20 protein-coding genes and 1 riboswitch are annotated in these 22771 nt (G+C 44.1%); of the genes, 16 read left to right on the top strand and 4 right to left on the bottom strand.

Translation table 11 applies throughout. The features are described from left to right. Positions 1 to 169 precede the first annotated feature (169 nt). Positions 170 to 245: riboswitch (SAM riboswitch) on the top strand. Between the two features lie 78 nt (positions 246 to 323). From metK to DFP79_RS11865, 6 genes are all read left to right on the top strand, one after another. Continuing rightward, positions 324 to 1487 carry a methionine adenosyltransferase gene (gene metK / locus DFP79_RS11890; RefSeq protein ID WP_133504152.1) on the top strand — a complete coding sequence of 388 codons (1164 nt, stop codon included), beginning with the start codon at positions 324 to 326 and terminating at the stop codon, positions 1485 to 1487. Between the two features lie 51 nt (positions 1488 to 1538). Further along, complete coding sequence (locus tag DFP79_RS11885) at positions 1539 to 2270, top strand: 16S rRNA (uracil(1498)-N(3))-methyltransferase (RefSeq protein ID WP_133504151.1); 732 nt, start codon at positions 1539 to 1541, stop codon at positions 2268 to 2270. 124 nt (positions 2271 to 2394) lie between these two features. Beyond that, positions 2395 to 3903 carry a TolC family outer membrane protein gene (locus DFP79_RS11880; protein WP_133504150.1) on the top strand — a complete coding sequence of 503 codons (1509 nt, stop codon included), beginning with the start codon at positions 2395 to 2397 and terminating at the stop codon, positions 3901 to 3903. After that, the gene (locus DFP79_RS11875; protein ID WP_133504149.1) at positions 3903 to 4511 is read left to right on the top strand and encodes an OmpA family protein; all 609 of its coding nucleotides are present in this window, start codon (positions 3903 to 3905) and stop codon (positions 4509 to 4511) included. The genes DFP79_RS11880 and DFP79_RS11875 overlap by 1 nt, the downstream gene beginning before the upstream one ends. Positions 4512 to 4659: 148 nt before the next feature. Continuing rightward, the gene (gshB, locus tag DFP79_RS11870; protein WP_133504148.1) at positions 4660 to 5607 is read left to right on the top strand and encodes a glutathione synthase; all 948 of its coding nucleotides are present in this window, start codon (positions 4660 to 4662) and stop codon (positions 5605 to 5607) included. Positions 5608 to 5664: 57 nt separating this feature from the next. Then, complete coding sequence (locus tag DFP79_RS11865) at positions 5665 to 6528, top strand: energy transducer TonB (RefSeq protein WP_133504147.1); 864 nt, start codon at positions 5665 to 5667, stop codon at positions 6526 to 6528. 75 nt (positions 6529 to 6603) lie between these two features. Here the strand turns inward: DFP79_RS11865 and rpoH are convergent, their stop codons facing one another. The 4 genes from rpoH to ftsY form a co-directional block, all read right to left on the bottom strand. Beyond that, entirely contained in the window at positions 6604 to 7470 is an 867-nt protein-coding gene (rpoH, locus tag DFP79_RS11860) for an RNA polymerase sigma factor RpoH (protein WP_133504146.1), read from the bottom strand. 154 nt (positions 7471 to 7624) lie between these two features. Beyond that, positions 7625 to 8638, bottom strand: a complete 1014-nt coding sequence (ftsX, locus tag DFP79_RS11855; protein WP_133504145.1) for a permease-like cell division protein FtsX — start codon at positions 8636 to 8638, stop codon at positions 7625 to 7627. Next, a complete protein-coding gene (ftsE, locus tag DFP79_RS11850; protein ID WP_133504144.1) occupies positions 8638 to 9309 on the bottom strand; it encodes a cell division ATP-binding protein FtsE in 672 nt (223 codons plus the stop codon). The genes ftsX and ftsE overlap by 1 nt, the downstream gene beginning before the upstream one ends. Before the next feature lie 48 nt (positions 9310 to 9357). After that, positions 9358 to 10659, bottom strand: a complete 1302-nt coding sequence (gene ftsY / locus DFP79_RS11845) for a signal recognition particle-docking protein FtsY (protein ID WP_133504143.1) — start codon at positions 10657 to 10659, stop codon at positions 9358 to 9360. Positions 10660 to 10821: 162 nt separating this feature from the next. Between ftsY and DFP79_RS11840 the strand changes: the two genes are divergently transcribed. The 10 genes from DFP79_RS11840 (at position 10822) to dctP (ending at position 22756) form a co-directional block, all read left to right on the top strand. Beyond that, entirely contained in the window at positions 10822 to 12099 is a 1278-nt protein-coding gene (locus DFP79_RS11840) for a hypothetical protein (protein ID WP_133504142.1), read from the top strand. Continuing rightward, on the top strand, positions 12096 to 12692 hold the full coding sequence (gene rsmD, locus DFP79_RS11835; RefSeq protein WP_133504141.1) for a 16S rRNA (guanine(966)-N(2))-methyltransferase RsmD: 597 nt from the start codon (positions 12096 to 12098) through the stop codon (positions 12690 to 12692). Before DFP79_RS11840 ends, rsmD begins: the two co-directional genes overlap by 4 nt. A 215-nt stretch (positions 12693 to 12907) precedes the next feature. Next, the gene (locus DFP79_RS11830; protein ID WP_133504183.1) at positions 12908 to 14806 is read left to right on the top strand and encodes a methyl-accepting chemotaxis protein; all 1899 of its coding nucleotides are present in this window, start codon (positions 12908 to 12910) and stop codon (positions 14804 to 14806) included. Positions 14807 to 15042: 236 nt separating this feature from the next. Then, positions 15043 to 16200, top strand: coding sequence for a homoserine O-succinyltransferase MetX (metX, locus tag DFP79_RS11825; RefSeq protein WP_133504140.1), 1158 nt, complete (start codon positions 15043 to 15045; stop codon positions 16198 to 16200). A 1-nt stretch (position 16201) separates the two neighbouring features. Continuing rightward, complete coding sequence (metW, locus tag DFP79_RS11820) at positions 16202 to 16792, top strand: methionine biosynthesis protein MetW (protein WP_133504139.1); 591 nt, start codon at positions 16202 to 16204, stop codon at positions 16790 to 16792. Positions 16793 to 16840: 48 nt separating this feature from the next. Continuing rightward, positions 16841 to 17449 carry an RdgB/HAM1 family non-canonical purine NTP pyrophosphatase gene (gene rdgB, locus DFP79_RS11815; RefSeq protein ID WP_133504138.1) on the top strand — a complete coding sequence of 203 codons (609 nt, stop codon included), beginning with the start codon at positions 16841 to 16843 and terminating at the stop codon, positions 17447 to 17449. Next, entirely contained in the window at positions 17446 to 18621 is a 1176-nt protein-coding gene (gene hemW, locus DFP79_RS11810; RefSeq protein ID WP_133504137.1) for a radical SAM family heme chaperone HemW, read from the top strand. The genes rdgB and hemW overlap by 4 nt, the downstream gene beginning before the upstream one ends. A gap of 375 nt (positions 18622 to 18996) precedes the next feature. Continuing rightward, positions 18997 to 20580: a BCCT family transporter gene (locus DFP79_RS11805; protein WP_133504136.1), complete on the top strand. Its 1584-nt coding sequence runs from the start codon at positions 18997 to 18999 to the stop codon at positions 20578 to 20580. A 324-nt stretch (positions 20581 to 20904) separates the two neighbouring features. Beyond that, the gene (locus tag DFP79_RS11800; protein ID WP_133504135.1) at positions 20905 to 21453 is read left to right on the top strand and encodes a TMEM165/GDT1 family protein; all 549 of its coding nucleotides are present in this window, start codon (positions 20905 to 20907) and stop codon (positions 21451 to 21453) included. A gap of 247 nt (positions 21454 to 21700) precedes the next feature. Beyond that, entirely contained in the window at positions 21701 to 22756 is a 1056-nt protein-coding gene (gene dctP, locus DFP79_RS11795) for a TRAP transporter substrate-binding protein DctP (protein ID WP_133504134.1), read from the top strand. The last annotated feature ends 15 nt before the right edge of the window (positions 22757 to 22771 follow it).

Raw genomic sequence — 22771 nt, 5'->3', positions numbered from 1 at the left:
TAGCAAAAAAGTCATTAAAATCCCCCTCTATAATGCCATCATTCCAATAATTATTGCTCTGTCGCTTTTAAGCCTGTTTTACATCGGAGCATCAACACTGTCATTTTCAAGAAAATAGCAATCATTCTTATAAAAGTTACTTGAAATTTGTCTAGATATCGTTCAACATTGTGTCTACAGCGTCGATTTGTTTCGGCTTGCGGACGCTATATAAAATCAGCTAAACAGAAGCAGCAGAGTGCCTGTTTAGCAAAATTTATGCTAAGCGGGTTTTTTTATGCCTGTTTGGCGCTTTTTTATCTTATTCGATAGAGGCACTAAACATGTCAGAATATTCTTTATTTACTTCCGAATCTGTTTCAGAAGGTCACCCAGACAAAGTGGCCGACCAAGTTTCAGATGCCATCCTTGACGCCATTCTTGCAGAAGACAGCGAAGCACGCGTCGCATGTGAAACTCTTGTAAAAACCGGCATGGTTTTAGTCGCAGGCGAAATACGCACAAACGCATGGGTTGATATCGAAGAGATCGCTCGTGGCGTTATAAAAGAAATCGGCTATAACAGTTCAGAAATGGGGTTTGACTGGGAATCTTGTGCTGTTATGAATGCCATCGGCAAGCAATCCGCAGACATTGCAGTCGGTGTAGACGAAGCAAACGAGAAGGAACTCGGAGCAGGAGACCAAGGTCTAATGTTCGGTTTCGCAACGAATGAAACCGACGTTCTTATGCCCGCTCCTATTACTTACGCTCACCGCCTAGTAGAACGCCAAGCTGAAGTACGCAAAAACGGCACGTTAGATTTCCTTCGCCCAGATGCGAAAAGTCAGGTCACTTTCCGTTATGATGAAAACGGCAAACCATGTGCAATTGATGCTGTTGTATTGTCAACACAACACAGTGCAGCCGTTAAGCAGGCAGACCTTCGTGAAGCGGTTTTGGAAGAAATCATCAAGCCTGTACTTCCTGAAGAGTGGTTGTCTAACGAGACTAAATACTTCATTAACCCTACCGGCCAATTCGTCATTGGTGGCCCAGTAGGTGATTGTGGTCTAACTGGTCGTAAAATTATCGTTGATACCTACGGCGGTATGGCTCGTCACGGCGGTGGTGCGTTCTCGGGCAAAGACCCATCAAAAGTTGACCGTTCTGCGGCTTACGCAGGCCGCTACGTCGCTAAAAATATCGTTGCTGCTGGATTAGCCGATAAATGCGAAATTCAAGTATCTTATGCAATCGGCGTGTCTGAACCAACCTCGATCAGCATAAATACATTCGGGACGGGTAGAATTAGCGATGCACAAATCGTAGAAATCGTTCGTGAGCATTTTGATCTACGCCCAGCTGGTTTAATTCAAATGTTGGATCTGAAACGCCCAATTTACCTACCAACTGCAGCTTACGGCCACTTCGGACGTACTGGTGACAACTTCACTTGGGAAAAAACAGACAAAGCAGACGTATTACGTACCGCTGCTGGTTTATAATTCTCTCAAATTCCGTTATAAAAGCCTTCTCACGTGAGAGGGCTTTTTTGTATGCGAATACCGCGAATATATGTAGAAATTGATTTGGCTGAAAACACCACGATTACCTTGCCGGATTCAGCCTTCCAGCATTGCTGCAAAGTGCTAAGATTAAAAGAGGGGCAGTCGCTAACCTTGTTTAACGGTACAGGAGGCGAATACGACGCTACGCTGGCGGATGTTCAAAAGCGAACCGCCAATGCGCATTTAAAGAACTATCGAATACTGGAAAACGAATCGCCTTTGAAAGTAACCATTGGCCAATCCCTCTCTCGTGGCGAACGCATGGATTACGCAATTCAAAAAGCGGTAGAGTCAGGTGTTTTCCAAATACAACCACTCTTCAGTGAGCGCTGTGAAGTAAAGCTTCAAGATGACAGGATCGAAAAGCGTCTTAAACATTGGCAGCAAGTTTCAATCAGCGCAGCGGAACAATGCGGTCGAGGAATCGTTCCTAAAATACTTTCGCCTATCAATTTATTAGATTGGGTAGAGAAATGTAACGATTTGTTAAAGCTCACTTTGCACCACCATTGCGCTCAGCCTATCCAACATTTTGAACCACCAAAAGAAAATGATATTGCACTGCTAATCGGCCCAGAAGGCGGGTTAACAGAGACGGAAGTAACAAAAGCTTGTCAATTTGGCTTTCAGGCTATCGCGCTTGGCCCCAGAGTGTTAAGAACAGAAACCGCTCCTATTGTCGCATTGACGACACTAAACCTACTGTGGGGCGATATTTAGACGAAGATTAGCAACAAATTTTTACGCTAAATTCATGCTATTTAGCGTCATACTATTGGGGATAACTTAGTACTTTATGGTTAGGAAGATCATAATAATGATTCAATTTGGATACAGGTGAAATATGCTGTTTAAAAGACGACTTATCTCTAGTGCATGCACTGTTACTTTAGCATCGATTTGCGCTAGCGCTAGTGCCATTTCGCTTGAACAAGCTACTTATATTGCGATAGAGAATAGCCCCACAGTACGCCAGACAATATCTGCGTACAGAGAAGGTTTAACCAACACTGAAATTACTCATCGAGGTGGTTTATACCCCCGGATCGACCTTTCGGCAGGTATCGGTCATGAAACAACGTATGACTTCCAACAATCGGGGGAAGACGTAGACTTGACTCGTCGAGAACTGTCTCTGACGCTAACTCAGCCTATTTATGACGGTTCTCTTTCCAGAAACGAAACAAAACGTCTTTCTGACGAAGCAGAAGCGTCTCGCTGGCAAGCTCTGGCTTCGGTAGAAAATACTGCACTGGAAGTTGCCGAAGCGTATGCCAACATTCTTAGATTTCGTGAGCTGGTCGATTTAGCCGATTTAAACCTTGAAACTCATACTCGCATTTACAAACAAATCAAACTAAAAAGTAACGCGGGTGTAGGTCGTCAATCTGATTTTAGTCAGATCACGGCTCGATTAGCCAAAGCGAAATCCAATCGTTTGTCTGCCGTCAACAATTTGCGAAATGCAGAAAGCCAATACAAGAAGGTGGTTGGCGAATTGCCACCCGAAGAACTGACCTATCCTGTCCCAGATAGAGAGCTGCTCCCCAAAAGTCTTGACGATGCATTAGATCAGGCCATGAAAAAGAACCCTGCTATAGAAGGTTCATATTGGGATGTTATGGCTACGGACAGTTTCATAAAAGCAACAAAGGCGGACAATCTACCCACCATTAACTTTGAGCTTGAACGAACGTTCAATAACAATCTAGATGGCAGCGAATCCGCTTCTGAAGATCTAACGGCTATGTTCCGCTTAACGTATAACTTATACAGTGGCGGCCTTACTACTCGTCGAACTCAAGTCGCAACAGAGCAGAATACTCAAGCGAAAGAAATTCAACGAGAAACTCAAAGAGAAACTGAGTTGACGGTTCGACAATCATGGGCAGCGTACGAAGCGACTTTGGAACAAAAAGAACACATTCGCGAATACGTTATTGCCACTAAAGAATCGCAAATTGCCTACGAAAAACAATTCCGTTTAGGTCGTAGAACCTTACTAGATGTCTTAGACAGTGAAAATGAGCTATTCCAAGCTCGACAAGACTACGTCAACACCGACTACGACGAACTGTTTTCAGAGTTTCGCTTATTCAATGCAAAAGGCGATTTAATGCGCGCGTTCCGCATCTACCGTCCACCAGTCTTAGGCTTCGAAGATGAATTTATCGACGATAAACCGCCTGTTGGGCAAACAGCAATCGAAGAGTTGCAAGACGCAGAAACTCAAATAACACCCGCTACAGTCCCCGCTGCGCCTGCACCATCAACAGAATTACCAGATACCGATAACACGACATCGGAAGACGAGTTATTCCTTGATACTGGTGAAGAGGGAGGCAACTGGTAATGAAACGTGGCCCGTTAGTCCTGTTATTATTAGGGCTGGTTGGAGTATGGATCCATTCTCCAGCCACAGCGGGCTCTGTTTACGGAGACAACGTTCAGGAGAGCCGACTTGCCGACAACGACAAAGACGGCGTTATTAACATTCGTGATCGTTGCTCCAATACACCTGCTGGAGCAGAAGTTGACAATCACGGCTGTCCGCACGTAAACAAGCGTTTGCTTTCTGTGGAACTAAACATACTGTTTGATTCAGGGAAGTTCCAAGTCAAGCCTCGCTTCTATGGCGAAGTCAAAAACCTTGCTGATTTCATGAAAAGCAATTCGGGAAGCAGCGTTGTCATAGAAGGCCACACGGACGATGTCGGAGCGGCTGAGTATAATGAAAACTTGTCTCAAAACCGAGCAGATGCCATTGCGGATGTATTGATCAACAGCTTTAAAATTGACCGAAAAAGGGTCAGAGCCATCGGTTATGGTGAGAGTCGTCCCATTGCTGACAATGATACTATTGATGGCCGCGCAACCAATCGCCGAGTTGTCGCAGAAGTGTTTGCAAGTAAGGTTGCAGATGTACAACGCTGGACGATTTACAGTGTAGACCGACGTTAAATTTTTACCTTTCGTCCAGGTAAGCCTATTATTTCTTCTCTTAGCCCCTATATTTCTATAGCATCTACTACATTAATTTCGATAGCGGCTGAATTCTGTATCCACTCATTTAGCTCTATCTTCTTTTAGCGCGGACGGAACAAAACAGATGACCATTAAACTCGGCATCGTAATGGACCCAATTCAATCCATTACCTATAAAAAAGACACTTCTTTAGCGATGTTATGGGCGGCAGCAGACAAAGGCTGGGAGCTTATTTACATGGAACAATCTGACCTGTTTCTTAAGCAAGGCAAAGCCCATGCAATGGTGCGCCCTTTAAAAGTATTTAGAGATGAAGAAAAATTTTACGAATTAGGCTCAGAGCAACAATGTGCTTTAGGAGATTTAGACGTTATCTTAATGCGTAAAGACCCGCCATTCGACGGCGAGTTTATGTACAGCACAATGATACTGGAGCAGGCACAAAGAGACGGCGCGATGGTCGTTAACAACCCAGCAAGCCTGCGAGACTGTAATGAGAAGTTATTTGCCACTCAGTTCCCGCAGTGTTGCCCAGAAGTACTCGTAACACGCCGTCCAGACCTACTACGAGCGTTTCATAGCACTCATAAAGACGTCATATTTAAACCGCTAGACGGAATGGGTGGCACGTCGATATTTCGATTAAAAGAAGACGATCCAAACGTCAGCGTTATCATCGAGTCGTTAACAGAAATGGGAAGCCAGCAAATTATGGCTCAAAAATTCATTCCTGAAATCAAAGAAGGTGACAAACGCATTCTGATCGTAAACGGTGAGCCCATTCCCTATGCTTTAGCCAGGATTCCCGCAAGCGGTGAAACCCGAGGAAACTTAGCAGCTGGAGGCCGTGGTGAAGGTCGACCACTATCAGATCGAGATCGATGGATTTGTGATCAAGTCATTCCAACTTTGAAAGAAAAAGATCTAATGTTTGTAGGTCTGGATGTTATAGGCGACTATTTAACGGAAATCAACGTCACCAGTCCTACCTGTGTCAGAGAATTGGACAACCAATACGGCCTCAATATTGCTAAGCAACTGATGGACGCTATTGAAGCTAAACTAATATAAGTGATCACTGTTTATGATGCATAAATATTTGCGTTCACTGTAGGCGACACATTAATCGTGCGAGCTGCAGATCGTTTTTCTATCGCTTTATTCATAGCGATCACATTGCATGTGGTCGCCGTGATGCTCGTGAGCTTTGATTTCTCTCTCGGTGCACCCGCTCGCCCTCCTACGTTAGAGATCACTCTCGTCCAGCATAAAACGAAAGCGCCAAAAGAAGCCGACTTCCTCGCACAAGCAAATCAGCTAGCCAGTGGCACAGAGATTCGTAAACAAAAACTAACGAGCACAGAGACCGCTCAGTTCATTGCTGACGAAATTCAGGACATTACCCCGCCCGTCCAACCTCAATTAGCGTCTAAACAGCCTGTGGATCAGCCTGATGTCATTGTAAGTGCACATCAAGAAGCGAAACTCATTATTAATGACAACATGGAGCAAGAGCTTAAAACACTTGAAGAACAGTTTCGAGGTGAAACTCAAATACCCAGCCGACTCTCTAGCGATATTGCCTCTCTTGAAGCTTTATTGGATCAACAACGCCAAGCCTACGCAAAAAGGCCACGTATTCGTCGCTTAACATCCGTTTCAGCAAAATCAGCGCTCGATGCAGAATACTTAGACAACTGGCGAAAACGGATTGAACGTATTGGTAATATCCACTATCCATCTGAAGCGAAACGTCAAAAGCTATTTGGTCAGTTACGATTAGCGGTAGTTTTACAGCCCAATGGTTATGTGGATAAAATCGATGTTTTGCAATCTTCTGGCTTACGCATACTAGACGACGCTGCTATGAGAATCGTCCGACTATCAGAGCCCTTCGCCCCTTTTCCAATAGAGATGAAAAAAGAAGTCGATAAACTAGAAGTCATAAGGACTTGGAAATTTGTTCCAGGCAATCAACTTCAAAGCCGCTAACAAGCATAAACAGTAAAAACAAAAATGCCCTCATATAAGAGGGCATTTTTTATCTATTAAGCAGTACGCGTACGACTACTGAAACTGTTCTTCACCCATTGCTAAGCGAATTTTCTTCATCGCGTTTTTCTCAAGTTGACGAATACGCTCAGCGGAAACACCGTATTCATCCGCAAGATCATGCAGTGTGGATTTGTTTTCAGATAACCAACGCTGCACAAGTATATTTCGGCTGCGCTCGTCCAAATCAGACAGTGCTTGCTCTAGTCGACGATTAGAATCGGCTTCCCAGTTACCGTTTTCGAGCAACATCGCAGGGTCATATCGGCCGTCTTCCAAATAGTTTGCAGGCGCCTGAAATACACTGTCATCGTCATCGTCTGTTGTTGCATCAAACGCCATGTCAGTAGAACTCATACGTCCTTCCATCTGGCGAACAACTTCAGGAGACACGCCCAAATCGTTTGCAACCGCATCCACTTCTGAGTTGTTTAACCAAGACAACGTCTTTTTGGCGCTGCGTAGGTTAAAGAACATTTTGCGTTGCGCTTTGGTCGTCGCAACTTTCACAATTCGCCAGTTTTTGAGAATAAACTCATGAATTTCGGCTTTGATCCAATGAACAGCAAACGAAACCAAGCGAACCCCAACTTCAGGGTTGAATCGTTTCACGGCTTTCATTAAACCAACATTACCTTCTTGAACTAAGTCACCTTGAGACAATCCGTATCCTGAGTAGCTTTTTGCAATGTGGACAACAAATCTTAGGTGCGACATAACTAATGCGCGGGCCGCTTCTAGGTCACCTTCATAATAAAGGCGCTCTGCTAGCTTTTTTTCCTCTTCTGCTGTAAGAATTGGAATTGTGCTGACGCCCTGAACATAGGATTCCAAATGTTGGCCAGGAATCATCATGTCAATTGGCTGAAGAGCTTTACCCATTTTTGTATTCACCTCTAAATTGTTCATACAACACAGTATGACCAAATACTAACAAGTTTGTTCCAAATATTTGTGGCATAAATATGAATAAAAATGCCACACTTGTAAAGATGGAGAAACAATAAATATCTCCGCGGAACAACTATTCCTTAAATTACTGCAATTCTATGTCGGCAATATGGCGGCTTACCGCTATCCATGCCCCACTCGTGCCAACGATTGCGCTAATAGTTAAGCATAAAACGACTTCGCTCGCATTAAAAGTCTGCAACTCAAAACCACTATGGTACAGCTCTATTAACCGCACAGCAGGTGTACTGACCCACCAGCTTAAAAGCAAAATCATCATACAGGCGAGCAAACCGCCAAGCGTACCGAACCAAAAGCCCATATATAAAAACGGTCGTCTTATATACGCATCGGTAGCGCCAACCAGTTTCATCACCAAGACTTCTTCTCGCCGACTTTCCACCGCCATACGAATGGTATTACCGACAATCAACAATACAGCAGCAATAAGCAATGCGGACAACGCATAAACAAACCGTTGCCCAAAATTAAGAATCGTCGCTAAACGCTGTAACCATTGCGCGTCCAATTCTACATACTCTACCTGCGCTAACTCGGCTAAATCCTCTTTTAAGTCGGTCAAAGATTGTAATGTCGCCAATGAGACTGGCGCCGTCGGGATTACTTTTAGCACAATCGGAAGAGGGTTTTCAGGCAAAGCAGACAGTATCTCTTCATAACCACTGGATTGTTCGAAATAACGCAAGCCTTCTTCTTTGGAAATGTATTCAACAGAACGAATATCAGAACGTGTCGACAACTGATGCGAGAGCGATAACGCTTCTGTATCGTCAAGGTTGGAAAACAAATACAAAGAAATAACAGATTGACGCTCCCATTGATCTGTCACACGCTCAACGTTTTTGAGCATCACAAACAAACCACCGGGAAGAGACAGTGAGATGGAAATCACGACAACGGTCATAATGCTGGCAAGCGGATACCCGAATAATCGGATTAGGCTTTCCAACATCGTTTGCTGATGCAAACGAAAATATTGAGCGAAACTGAACCCTTTAGCGCTTGCCAATTTTGACTGAGTCGAGACACTCGGTGCGGCTTGTCGGGTCGCGCCTCGACGGTTCTGTTTAGGGCTCATTAGTTAAAGCCCCCATCATTAACAATACGACCTTGGTTGAGGGTTAACACCCTATGTCGCATTCGCGCAATCAAGGCCAAATCATGGCTCGCAACCATAACCGTCACGCCCACACGATTAAACTCTTGAAACAAGTTCATGATCTCTGCTGAAAGGCGAGGATCAAGGTTACCTGTTGGTTCATCTGCAAGTAATAGTTGAGGTTTATTAACCACTGCTCGCGCAATGCCAATGCGTTGCTGCTCCCCTCCAGACAAAGCCATGGGATTAAACTTTTCTTTTCCAAGCAATCCAACTTTGTCCAACGCGGCCCGCACTCGCTTGCCGATTTGCATAGGGTCTGCACCGCTAACTTGTAACGGAAGCGCAACATTATCAAAGACGCTGCGGTCAAAAAGCAGTTGATGATTTTGAAAAACAACGCCCACTCGACGGCGATGAGCAGGAATGGATTTTGGCCCTAACGTTCGAAGATCAACGCCGTCGACTAAAATCTGACCATAACTCTGACGCTCAATCATCATTATCAGCTTCATTAAAGTACTCTTACCCGCGCCAGAATGCCCAGTAAGAAACGCCATTTCGCCCTGCCTCAAGTGAAAGTTCACCTGAGACAACGCCTCTTGACCACTGTCGTACTTTTTACCTACCCGCTGAAATTCGATTTCCACGTCAGAGCAAGTCCTTACTGTTTAAATATTGAATGGTTTGTTTCACTCTTACTCATTTTCAAATAAAGCGTCAACAAATTCTTGAGCAACGAAAGGTCTTAAGTCTTCTGCTTGTTCACCTACGCCAATATAGCGAATAGGCAAATTAAACTGTTTAGCAATTGCGAAGATGATGCCACCTTTCGCCGTTCCATCGAGTTTGGTTAATGTGATACCGGAAACGCCAACCGCTTCCATAAATAGCTTCGCCTGACTCAATGCATTTTGTCCGGTTCCCGCATCCAGCACCAACATAACTTCGTGTGGCGCAGACACATCAAGCTTTTTCATTACACGAACTACTTTTTCTAATTCGCTCATCAAGTTTGCTTTGTTTTGCAAACGTCCCGCCGTATCCGCGATCACAACATCAACGCCTTTTGCCTTAGCGGATTCGATCGCATCATAGATAACGGAAGCAGAGTCAGCGCCAGTATGCTGTGCGACAACAGGAACTTGGTTACGTTCGCCCCACACTTGCAGTTGCTCAACAGCGGCGGCTCGGAACGTATCACCAGCTGCCAGCATAACACTCTTACCTTCGGCCTGATATTTTTTCGCTAGTTTACCGATTGTTGTGGTCTTTCCTACGCCGTTAACGCCAACCATCAAAATAACAAAAGGACCGTCTTTCTTTTCAAGTAATAATGGCTGCTCTGAAGTGATCAGAATGTCATTCATATCGGCTTTAAGAGAAGACATCAATGCATCTGCGTCTTTTAGCTCTTTTCGGTTTAGCTTTTCAGTCAATCCAGCAATAAGAGACTGAGTGGCATCGATTCCCACATCCGCAGTCAGTAATTGGGTTTCCAACTCTTCAAGCAGATCATCGTCGAGTTTTTTACTGCCTAATACAAGTGAAGATAGCCCGCTCCCTAAACCGCTGCGTGTTCTGGAAAGGCCTGACTGAATACGTTCTCGCCAAGATAGGCTAGGCTCTTGGGGTATTTTCTCGGCTTCTTGGTCATTCCCAACGGCCGCACTTTCGACTTGCTCAGGTTCTGTTGCCTTTGCAGTGTCGGCATTTTCGTTGGCGCTGTCTACTTCAACCTTCTGCCCATCACTTAGAGTCTCAGAGGCTTGATCCGGCAGCGTACTATCCGAACCTTGATCATCGTGTTCTTTTGTTTCCTGAGCTTCTGTTACTTTTTTCTCGGCTGCTTTAATATCTGCACCCATACTTTTTACAGTACGGCGTTTCACTAAAATGGCCAGTAACGCTAAAATAACACCAATGGCGATGGGGGCAAAACGAGCGTACTCGCCCAAGTATGGCGTAAAGAACGCAATGATCTGATTCACTATTTCCATTAAATTTTCTCTTGGCTAATACCGTTGTTGCATAAAGGTTTCCAACTATAAACTGAAAAGAAACCTTTTAGACACATATAGAATGATGATTTTATCATCATTCTGATTGGCAAAAAGCCCTAGATTCATGGAAAAATGCACTCACTATGATAATGGAACTCAATGCGCACTATGTTTGATCGAAATAAACCTCTGTTTAGTCGCCCTGTCTTAGCTGCAATCATGGTGTTTGCCACACTTGGAATTTGGCTGCTCAACCTCATCTCTTCTGATGTGAAACTGCCCTCGCCTGACGTCACCTCATGGGAAACAGAGAGTGGCATCCCCGTTAACTGGATTAACATGGATCCTTGGGGAAACGGCAACAAAATCATTGTGAAGTTTGTCTTTGAAGCTGAGCAAACTGAGAACAGACTCACGGAAGCTACTTTTGACCTTCTAATGGGAAACAGCCTTCCAATCAGTCAATCCACCATCAATCAGCGCCTTTCTCCCCTTTCAGCAAAAGCATCAAGCTATGTCACGCCGTTGCAGCAAACATTACAACTTACACTTAATTCTGAGGGAAATTATTTAACACCCAGCTTATCGGTAATTGAAAACTGGCTACAACATGCAACGTTTAAACCTAGATCGCTAGTCAGCTGGCAAAAAAGGCATTCAGACATAAAAAGCGACGAACAGAAGTTACTGGATATGCTACTTATCAGTAACGGCACTCCGACTGACGAGATTTCATTAGATGCCATCAATGCGTATTACACGGTAATTCAACAGTCTACCTCACACATCAGTATCGTAGGCCACCTAGACAAGACCTCTCAGACCACGCTCAAGCGTTTTTTGAATACACTGTCTGGTCATTTTAAGCCAAGAGCAACGTCTTCAATCATTCCGCACATTCAACCCAGTTCACAGCTGCAATTTGGAGAAGGACACCTGCACGATAGCCACAGCATGCTGGCTGTCCTGCAGCCAGCCAGTGTACAAGATTGGGCAACCTATTTAATCTGGGCAAGAGATGCCGTAGCCCGCGCCAACAATCATGCAGAAATCAATTTTATGCAATGGCATCTAAGCTTAACTACCATGCCTAGCTATGTTTGGTGGAGCCAACAATATGCCTCTACTCAGAAAGAATCAGCTCCTACGCCAGATCACTGGATGGATTATCAAGACTTGCAGTCTTACTCCGATGGTCAGCACTTCAAATTGCTAAAAGAACAACTGCTTACTCAGTTGAAATCGCGAACGCTTACGCCAGATTGGTGGGCTTATATCAGTACTCAAATTACACACCCAAATTCGTCGCTGGCACTCGAAACCTTTATAGAAAACTATAGTGATGCCCTGAATTCCTTTACTATAGAAGATTATAGAAACCGTTTAGAAACGCTGATCGATCTCAACAGCTATCAGGAAATCCAAGTCAATCGATGAAAAAGAACGCCCGTAAACAAAATGCCGTAACAAGTAAGAACGCAAAACTTCGTATTATTGGCGGAGATTGGCGTTCACGCCAACTTCCGATCCCAGAAGTTGAAGGGCTTCGGCCAACACCTGATCGAGTAAGAGAAACCGTTTTCAATTGGCTAAACTTCGATGTTGCTGGTGCGCATTGCGCAGACTTGTTTTGTGGTACAGGTGCTCTGGGCTTAGAAGCACTATCACGAGGGGCAGCAAGCTGTACTTTTGTTGATGCAAACCGCTCGGCATCACAACAACTTAAAAACAACCTCAATACACTGAACGCGACCAATGGCGAAGTTCATTTTACCAACGCGCTATCCTATCTGGATCAAGAAAACAGCCGCCCCTTAGATATTGTTTTTTTAGATCCTCCTTTTCGCAAAGGATGGCTTGAACAAATCCTGCCATTGCTCGAAGAAAAAAAGTGGCTCGCACAAAAAGCACTGATATACATCGAACGCGAAAGCGAGAATTCACCGAACTTTCCTTCCCACTGGCGATTACTAAAAGAAAAGTCCGCAGGTCAACTTACGTACGCTCTTTACGAACGTCAGGCTAACTAGCCTCTTTTCCCTCTCTATTTTGTTTTAGGTGCACTGCAATCTACATTTGTTGCGCACCAAAACAACGCGAACCATTCTGCTCTCACACTATCTCGCATCGAAAATTATCCTACTCAATACTAAACATCATGGATGCAACGAATGTGTATGGAACTTGCATTCTCAAAATCGCTCAACACTTTTTAGCGTTTATGATTACAACGGAGGTACTCGTGATGTTCAATAATCTTTCGTTCAGAACCAAACTGACCAGCTTGCTTATCAGTGCTATTTTAGGTTTTGCCATTTTAGCCAGTGTCGCGGTCATGTCTTTGACCTCACAGCAAGAAGCCAGCAACACACTCAGGCAGTACTTTAGCACTCAGGCTTCTGTAAACCATCTTTCAATGGGAATGCTAGAACTCGGAGACAGATTGTGGACATTAACCGACGCTGATTACAGTGCATACCAAGAGGATCTATCAACCAGCTACAATGAATATGGCGCTCTACTCAGCAAAGCGATAGACAACGTATCTGATCCAAAGATATCCACCGCCCTTACCGATTTAAAGAAACACTTAATCCGATATGAATCCGCGCTTAAGCAATACGTAGCCCAAAAAGGAACCGTTGGCTTTACTACACAAACCGGTTTACAAGGGAACATCATCTCTCTAAGTGATCAAATCACCGCCTCAGTAGCAAAACTAAGCTTGCTTAAACGCGAGTTCGTAAACGTAAAGAAAGCAGAAACAACCTATTTAATTCAGCCTACTGACGAGAACATGCAACCGATTACAAAAAGTTTTGAACGGTTTAAAATCCGCGTAGATAACTTTGGTTTCTCTGAAACCATTGGTAAACAAGCGGATGAATATTATAACCACCTTAAATCGTATCGAACTGAATTTGATCGACTGGTCACCCTTAGCACGACGTTTAAACAGGAAAAAGCACTCTATGATGAGTATCAGCAAGCCGCCATTTATTTAATTAAAGATTCAGTTAAAGGCGCGGAAGATCAAGCAACCCATCAATCACAACAATCCCTTACCGCCCTTATCGTCATCAGCGTAATGGTTGCCTTATTTGCAGCCATTCTTATGTTCTCTATCGGTAAAAACGCACGTAATACTCTACAAAAAATAGTGACCGACTTAACCAAAGTAAAACAAGGCGATATGACGGCAGTGGCCGAGGTTAACAAAAAACGAAATGACGAGTTTGACACTCTAAGCCAATCCCTTAATGAAATGACAAACGGTTTAGGAGGCGTTTTATCTGATGTAGTGAACTCAACATCCGAAGTGACAGGAATGGTGTCCGAATTAAATAGCACGCTCAATAATATTGCAGGTAACAACCGCTCTACTACCGAACGTACCAACGACATTGCTGCGTCAACGGACGATATATCCAATCGCATCGCTTCACTATCAGATACAACAGAAGAGCTTCGCGGGCACTCGAACGAAACCTACGAATCCGCTAAGGCGGGAGCGAAAACGATTCAAGACGTTCTCGGCAACTTGAATGAAGTGGTCATGCAAGCCAACATAACCAGTCAGCAGTTGGATGAATTGGGCCACCTATCCAGCAACATAGACAATGTTATTGAAATGATTAATGACCTAGCCAATCAAACCAACTTACTCGCGCTCAACGCGGCCATTGAAGCGGCACGCGCGGGCGAAGCTGGCCGTGGCTTCTCCGTCGTTGCAGACGAAGTACGTTCACTGGCTGAAAAAACCGTTGATGCGACCTCAAGAATCACATCGACTGTCGGCGCAATTCAGCAATCCACCAAATCGGCAATCGAATCAATGAAACAAGGTCAACACAGCCTTAAGCGCATTGAAAGCAGTGGTAGCGAAGCGGAAGATGCCATGAAAATCATCGAGCAAAACGCGATGACCAGCTCAGATGCTTCAAATGCTATGGCGCAATCCATTCATAACGTTGCAAACACTGCATTGAAAATGAGCGACGACATGGATCAAATCGCAGAACAACTCCGAAATGACAGCAGCTCGATTGAAATAATCGTCAATAAAACAGAACAAATCAGTGGTATTTCGTCCGATCTAGCAGGCAAAACTCAAGTATTTACCCTTCCCAAAGCAGTCGCATAAGGCAAAATATAAGCAGAGTGATTGAAAGAAACTCTGCTTATATTCTCATGAATAAACGGGCTCGTAAGTCTGCTACTTGATGCAACAAACGGCACAGGATAGACTGTGCCACACTGTATTTATCGAGTTACTTCAACCCTAGTAAACGATTCAACACTCGATCATGTTGTAATTGACTTGCTCATGGTGACTCGACCCATTTATTCACTTTATATTCATCAGGATATTCACTACCTATGCCAGACGTCATTCCTGTTGATTCCGTCGGTATCGTCACTCCAAAAATCGCTCAATTCGCGGAGCCTTTGGCACTTACATGTGGCAAATCACTGACAAGTTATCAGCTTATCTATGAAACTTATGGCACCTTAAATCAAGATGCTTCTAATGCGATTTTGATCTGCCATGCTTTAAGCGGCGATCATCATGCGGCGGGCTATCACTCGATGGATGATAAAAAACCAGGTTGGTGGGACTCTGCAATCGGCCCGGGAAAAGCCATAGATACCAACACACACTTCGTCGTCAGCTTAAACAACCTAAGCGGTTGTTGCGGAAGCACGGGGCCAACCAGTATCAATCCGGAGACAGGCAAAATTTGGGGCGCGGATTTTCCCATTGTTACGGTTGAAGACTGGGTCGAAAGTCAAGCAAGGCTGGCAGACAAACTGGGTATCAAAACCTTTGCCGCTATTATTGGTGGCAGTTTAGGCGGGATGCAGGTTCTTGAATGGAGCATTCGTTTTCCCGATCGTTTAAGAGCGGCCGTTGTGATCGCTTCGGCTCCTAAACTGTCGGCTCAGAATATTGCCTTTAACGAAGTAGCACGCCAGTCCATAAGCCGTGATCCAGATTTCAGGCATGGAAACTACCTCAATGAAGAAACCCTGCCGAAAAATGGATTGGGGTTAGCCCGCATGCTTGCCCACATTACCTACCTATCAGACGATTCAATGGATTCTAAGTTTGGTCGCAAGATGCGACACGACGCATTCCAATACAATTATGACATTGAATTTGAGATCGAAAGCTATCTTCGTTATCAAGGCGAAGCTTTTACCAATCGTTTTGACGCCAACACCTACTTGTTAATGACCAAGGCTCTAGATTACTTTGACCCTGCCGCACGAACGGGCGGTGATTTATCAAAGGCTCTTGAAAAAGCAACGTGTGAATTCCTGCTGGTTTCCTTCACTACTGATTGGCGCTTTTCTCCTGCTCGAAGTGAAGAGATTGTAGACGCGCTCGTAAAAGCAGGTAAAAAAGTATCGTACGCTAAAGTAGAAGAAGACGGAGGACATGACGCATTTCTTTTCCCTATTCCTCGCTATATGGCCGCTTTAAAGGGCTTACTAAATCGAATTGGTAACCAAATTAAAGAGGAGGCGAACTAACATGCGTTCGGATCTCGTAATAATCAATGATTGGATAAAACCGAACTCCCGAGTGCTTGATTTAGGGTGCGGTGACGGTGAACTGTTAAGCCATTTAATTGGTAACAAAAGCGTTAACGGCTATGGCTTAGAAATCGATGCAGATCAAATCAATACCTGTATCGAAAAAGGCGTACCAGTTCTAGAACAAAACATTGATAACGGCTTGCAGAACTTTGGGAATCAGAGTTTTGATATCGTTGTTATGACGCATGCTCTTCAGCAATTTCGACGCCCTGATTTGTTACTTGATGAAATGCTGCGCATCGGAAAAGAGTGCATCATCACCTTTCCAAACTTCGGCCATTGGCGCAACCGACTTCACCTTGGATTAAAAGGCCGTATGCCGGTATCTGAGTTTTTGCCTTACAACTGGTATGACACACCTAACATTCACTTTTGTACATTTGAAGATTTTCGCCGACTTTGCGATGAAAGGGGCATAAAAATCGAACGTTGGGCCGCCGTCGATGGCGATTTAAAAGGGCATCTATGGACACGCTTGATGCCCAATCTATTTAGCGAAACCGCTATCTTTCATGTCAGCCGATAACGACTAATTTAAATCAATGGTTAGAATGCCATTTTGGACTAAACGATTATGAGCAAAACCATCGTTCTGGCCAGCAACAACGCTGGTAAAATTAAAGAGTTCAATACTCTGTTCTCACAATATGGAATTGAAGTAAAACCTCAAGGTGAATTTAATGTTGACGAGGCAGAAGAAACAGGCCTGAGCTTTATCGAAAATGCGATCCTTAAAGCTCGAAATGCCTGCGAACACACAGGGCTGGCGTCCATTGCTGATGATTCAGGTATCGAAGTCGATTATTTAGACGGAGCCCCCGGTATTTACTCCGCTCGCTTTGCGGGTGAGCATGGAGACAATGAAGCCAACAACGCGTTATTGCTTCAAAAACTTGAAGGCGTTCCTACTGAACAACGCACCGCTCGCTTTCATTGTGTTCTCGCCTACATGCGCCACAAGGACGATCCGACGCCTCTTGTTGTTCAAGGTAGCTGGGAAGGTCGCATCCTTGAATCGAGCGCTGGAGTGGAAGGGTTTGGTTACGATCCCATCTTTTTTGTACCAGAAAAAGGCTGCAGTTCGGCAAGCCTACCGAAAGAAGTAAAAAACCAGTTGAGCCATCGGGCGAAAGCACTAAATTTACTCATGTCCGCATTTAAAGAGAAAAATATCCTCGCATGAGTTCTAATCTAGCTCTCCCTCCTCTGAGTCTATATATTCATCTTCCTTGGTGTGTACGTAAGTGCCCTTATTGTGATTTTAACTCACATCAAGCAGATCGATTCGAGCAAAACGGCAAACTCCCTGAAGACGCATACCTTAATCAACTGTTAGCCGATCTAGAAGTAGACCTTCCGTACGTTGCCAACAGACCGATTCAAACAGCGTTTATTGGCGGTGGAACTCCCAGCTTAATGAGCGCCGATTTCTATTATCGCCTGATGGAAGCCCTGAAATGCAAACTCAATTGGGCTGACGATGCTGAGATCACCATGGAAGCTAACCCAGGCACCTTTGAACAAGAAAAATTCGCCCATTTTAGAAAAGCTGGGATAAACCGACTGTCTATTGGTATCCAAAGTTTCCACACAGACCTGTTGAAAACCCTAGGAAGAATCCACAACCGCGAAGAAGCCATCAAGGCTGTGGAAAAGTCGAGACTGGCTGGGTTTGAGAACATTAATCTTGACCTAATGCACGGTTTACCTGATCAATCTATTGATATGGCTCTGAATGATCTGTATCTCGCAATGGATCTGGCTCCTGAGCATTTATCCTGGTATCAATTAACCATTGAACCCAACACAGAGTTCTACCGCCGCCCTCCAGAGCTCCCTGAAGACAACACGCTTTGGAATATACAAGATGAAGGCTTATCAGCATTAGAGTCCAAAGGTTATCAACAATATGAGGTCTCTGCCAACGCACGATCAGGAAAGCAGGCGCAACACAATTTAAACTATTGGCGATTTGGTGATTACATCGGAATTGGCGCGGGTGCTCACGGGAAAATCACCCTTGAAAATGGCGATATATTTAGAACTCGAAAGACTCGACACCCTAATCATTATTTATCTAATCTGCCAGAAGCGCTTGTAATTAAAGAATCAATTGAGACCGAAGACTTGCCCTTAGAGTTTATGATGAATCGACTGCGTTTATTCGAGATATTTGATCTTGATGATTTTTCTCGGTTCACCTATCAAAAAGTACCGAAAAAACTACTAGAAGGATGCGAAAAGGCCTTAAAAATGGGGCTTATTAGTCACGAAGCATGGAGCATGAATCAGGTACGAACCACCCAGAAAGGCAAGCTCTTTTTAAATGAGTTACTCGAACTCTTTCTTCCTTAAGATTTACCCAAATGCGCAAGAAATAAGTAAAGGGATTTTAATTCATTAGACATCAAATTATTTGTTATACACTACCTACCCGCTGTGCATTTCAGCACAGCGAAAAAAATCGCTAATTCACTGATTTCTGTATTTTTTCTTAATAACGCACTTTGTGTAAAAAACGTTCAAATAGAACAGTATTTGTCGCAGAGAGTTAATTAATTGAACTCAGCTTTAATATTATCAAAGGGTGGGGAGCGCCGTCTTCCCTCTTTGATTTAAGTACTCCATGAGTACCGCGACATTAAGATTCAATATCCACCCGAAATACAGCTAAATTAATATTCGCTACCAACTAAGAAGCTTAAGCTTCCATCGTGAAAGGAGAAGAGTATGGATCATTCAAAGCCCAACTCGGGCCGAGAAGAATACGATACAGAATACGAAATAGGACAAGATAATATTCAATTTATGGGCTTGGATGTCCACAACCCCGTCTTTAGTATAAGTGCCCTACTTGTGCTTGCTTTCATTGTCGGAGCCATCGCTTTTCCAGGAGATGCAAAAGATATCCTGCTGAGCGCTCGAGGCTGGTCAATTAATAACTTTGATTGGTTCTTCATGATTGCGGGCAATATCTTTGTACTTTTCTGTCTCGCCTTAATTGCCCTACCTATGGGTAAAATAAGACTAGGCGGTAGTAACGCAACACCAGAGCACTCAACACTGACTTGGTTTTGCATGCTGTTCGCAGCAGGCATGGGCATCGGCCTAATGTTCTGGAGCGTAGCAGAACCTGTCGCTTACTATACTGGCTGGTATGGAACACCTTTAGATGTTGCAGCGAAAACACCCGATGCTAAATCTCTCGCGATGGGAGCAACGATGTTCCATTGGGGGCTTCACCCATGGGCGATTTACGGTGTCGTAGCACTTTCCTTAGCGTTTGTTGCTTACAATAAAGGCTTGCCACTGACGATTCGCTCTGCATTCTACCCACTGTTTGGCGATAAAGTTTGGGGCGTTTTAGGACATGCTATTGATATTCTATCCGTCATTGCGACCATTTTTGGTCTTGCAACGTCATTAGGATTCGGAGCTCAACAGGCGACCAGTGGATTAAACTTCTTGTTTGGCATTCCAAATACATTAGCCACTCAAATTGTTGTCATCGCCGTCGTTACGGCTGTCGCGATCATTTCCGTTGCGCGTGGCTTGGAAGGCGGTGTTAAACTCCTTTCTAACGTCAACATGATCATTGCGGCATTGCTCGCTGCTTTTGTTTTAATTGTCGGCCAAACTGGCGCTATTTTCGGCGCAATAGGCACCTTGTTCGTTGGGTATGTCGAAAACATCATTCCACTCAGTAATTGGGTCGGTCGAGAAGACACAACCTTCTATCACGGATGGACAGTATTCTATTGGGCTTGGTGGATATCTTGGTCACCATTCGTAGGCATGTTCATCGCGCGCGTATCTCGTGGCCGTACAGTTCGAGAATTCATCATTGCCGTATTGCTTGTTCCAACGCTTGTGTCCGTTCTATGGATGGCAATCTTTGGAGGCTCTGCAATTGAACAAGTTGAAAATGGCGTTGGCGCTTTGTCGAACGGTATTTCAGATGCTTCGTTGGCAATGTTCCAAATGTTTGAGCAGCTTCCACTTACTTCAGTCATTTCATTCGTCGCAATTATACTGGTATTGGTATTCTTCGTGACGTCATCTGACTCAGGTTCACTTGTGATCGATGGTATTACCGCTGGCGGTAAAACAGACGCTCCGATGACTCAGCGCATATTCTGGGCAGTGTTAGAAGGTGTCATTGCAGTCGCATTGCTAGTCGGTGGTGGTTCAGAAGCACTCACAGCGATCCAAGCCGCAGCCATTACTATTGGCCTACCTTTCACACTATTAATGTTATTAATGTGTGCAAGTCTATGGAAAGGCCTGCGTTCAGACATGCATTTGATAAAGTAGCGTTCTACCGAATCAACTGAAGATCTGATATGCAGCAATCGCCCCTACTTATGTTTTAAGTCTGAAGTCGGGGGCGATTGCAATTCAACGACCAGTTACGCTATTATCTCGCCAATCTTAGGGGAGTAATCTCTTTTGTTTCCTCACTAGAGGAATTCGAAGGTTTTCTGTCAACATAATCGAGCCTCAATGCTCGTGGCAGGAGAGTCTAATGAACGTTCAAAGCCGTTTACTAGATTGATGAGACTTAAGACAATACTTGGTTCGTAAGGTGGGCCCAGGTACTTGTCTTTTCGTCATTATGCCCACCAAGATAATAATTAAATGGAATCACTTCTAACGTCTACTCTAACCGTTGCTCTCGCTGAAATCGGCGACAAAACGCAACTTCTAGCACTCTTTCTAGCTACACGTTTCTCCTCTAAACGCCAGATTGTTTTAGGGATTCTTGTCGCGACACTGTTGAACCACGCCGTTTCAGTTTGGTTTGGAATAACGCTCTCCGAATGGATACCCGCAGACCAAATAAACCATATCATTGCCATCAGTTTTATCGCTGTGGGCCTTTGGCTTCTAATACCTGACAAAGACGACAACGATGAAAACACAAAAACCAAGCGCAACGCCTTTATCACTACATTTTTATTGTTCTCTATTGCAGAAATAGGGGACAAAACTCAAGTAGCAAGCATGATACTCGGCGCTCATTATCAATCTGTTTTACTGGTCACGATAGGCACAACGATAGGCATGATGGCCGCCAATGTACCCGTCGTTTTTGCCGGACAACATATAATGAAGAAATTGGGCTCTTTAAAAGTCAATCGCATTGCTTGCATACTGTTTGTCGGCATAGGTCTGTTTATCTGGTAAGTAATTACTTATTTTGGCGATTTTTCCAACATAAAGGCCTCAAAACAACCATAAAATCACTCGCCATAAATTATGAACCACATTATACTTTTTTGAAGTGAGCATCTAATATCTCACCCAATATAAGAATTAGTCTCAAGAAAGGAGATTGATTCTTATCTGATAGAACTGAAACTTAAGGGAGTTGTTACTACTTCATTTGATCTGTATTCGAAATAGCGTCCTGTATACTGTCGAGGCATTTAAAATGTTACATTTCAAAAATACCCTAGTAATCGTTTTTTTGCTTTTAACGCTCTCAGGATGCCATTCTAAAAAAGACGCCGATATTTTTAAATGGCGACTGCAATCTCAAGCCCCCGCTTCAAGCGTCAGTTTTATAGAGCTACAAACTTTTTGTCAGAATATTCAAGTGATGACCAATGGACGCTTGATCATCACGCCCTTCCCAGCAGGTGAACTTGTTAGAGGCCCTGATATTTTTAATGCTGTGAGCGAAAACCGCATTGAAATGGGCAATGGATGGCCGAATTGGTGGTCAGCTCAACACCCTGCTTGGTCGCTATTAAACGCAGGACCGTTTGATTTAATGAACCTAGATGCCTCAATGATATTTTTCTTTGAAGAAAATGGCATTGAGCTTGCAAACACAATATCCCAACCAAAAGGTATTATTTGGCGTCCAGCTTGGTGGACAGGTATGGAATTTGGATTAGTCTCCAGCACGCCACTGTCTAACCTAGACGACCTAACTGGCAAGAAAATCCGCATTGGACCTGGCATACCTAGTGAAGTTCTGACGGAAGCGTCTGGTAGCCTTGCGATTCCTCTTGTACCGGAAGAAATAAAAGCGTCTTTAGAAAATGGTAACCTCGACGCCGCTGAGTGGACCACCGCCGACGGCATTCTTGAGTTAGGCCTTGATGAAATTGCACCTCATGCGCTGGTTCCTGCCATTTGGCAACCGTCCGTACTTTCTGATTTCTTAATCAACCAAACGGCCTACGAGCAATTACCAGTAGATATAAAAACAACCTTAGAAACTGCCATAAAAGCCTACACACTGACCACGACACTAAAGTCAAAAGCAAAAGACATCGATGCGCTCATTTCGCTCCGTAGGGGCGGTATGACATTACGCACATGGAATGATAATGACCTAAAACGATGGAAAAAAGCCACGGAAAAAGTTTACAGCCGCTATACTAATAATGATGGGCTTTCTGCAGAAATATATACGGAAAAGAAAGCATTCAAGGATAAGTATGTTGATTACTATCAACTATTTGGCCCATATAAGTAACTTTTTTATGAAATA

The sequence above is a fragment of the Marinomonas balearica genome, assembly GCF_004362145.1.
GTDB lineage: Bacteria > Pseudomonadota > Gammaproteobacteria > Pseudomonadales > Marinomonadaceae > Marinomonas > Marinomonas balearica.
This window is presented reverse-complemented; position numbering and strand designations above follow the sequence as displayed.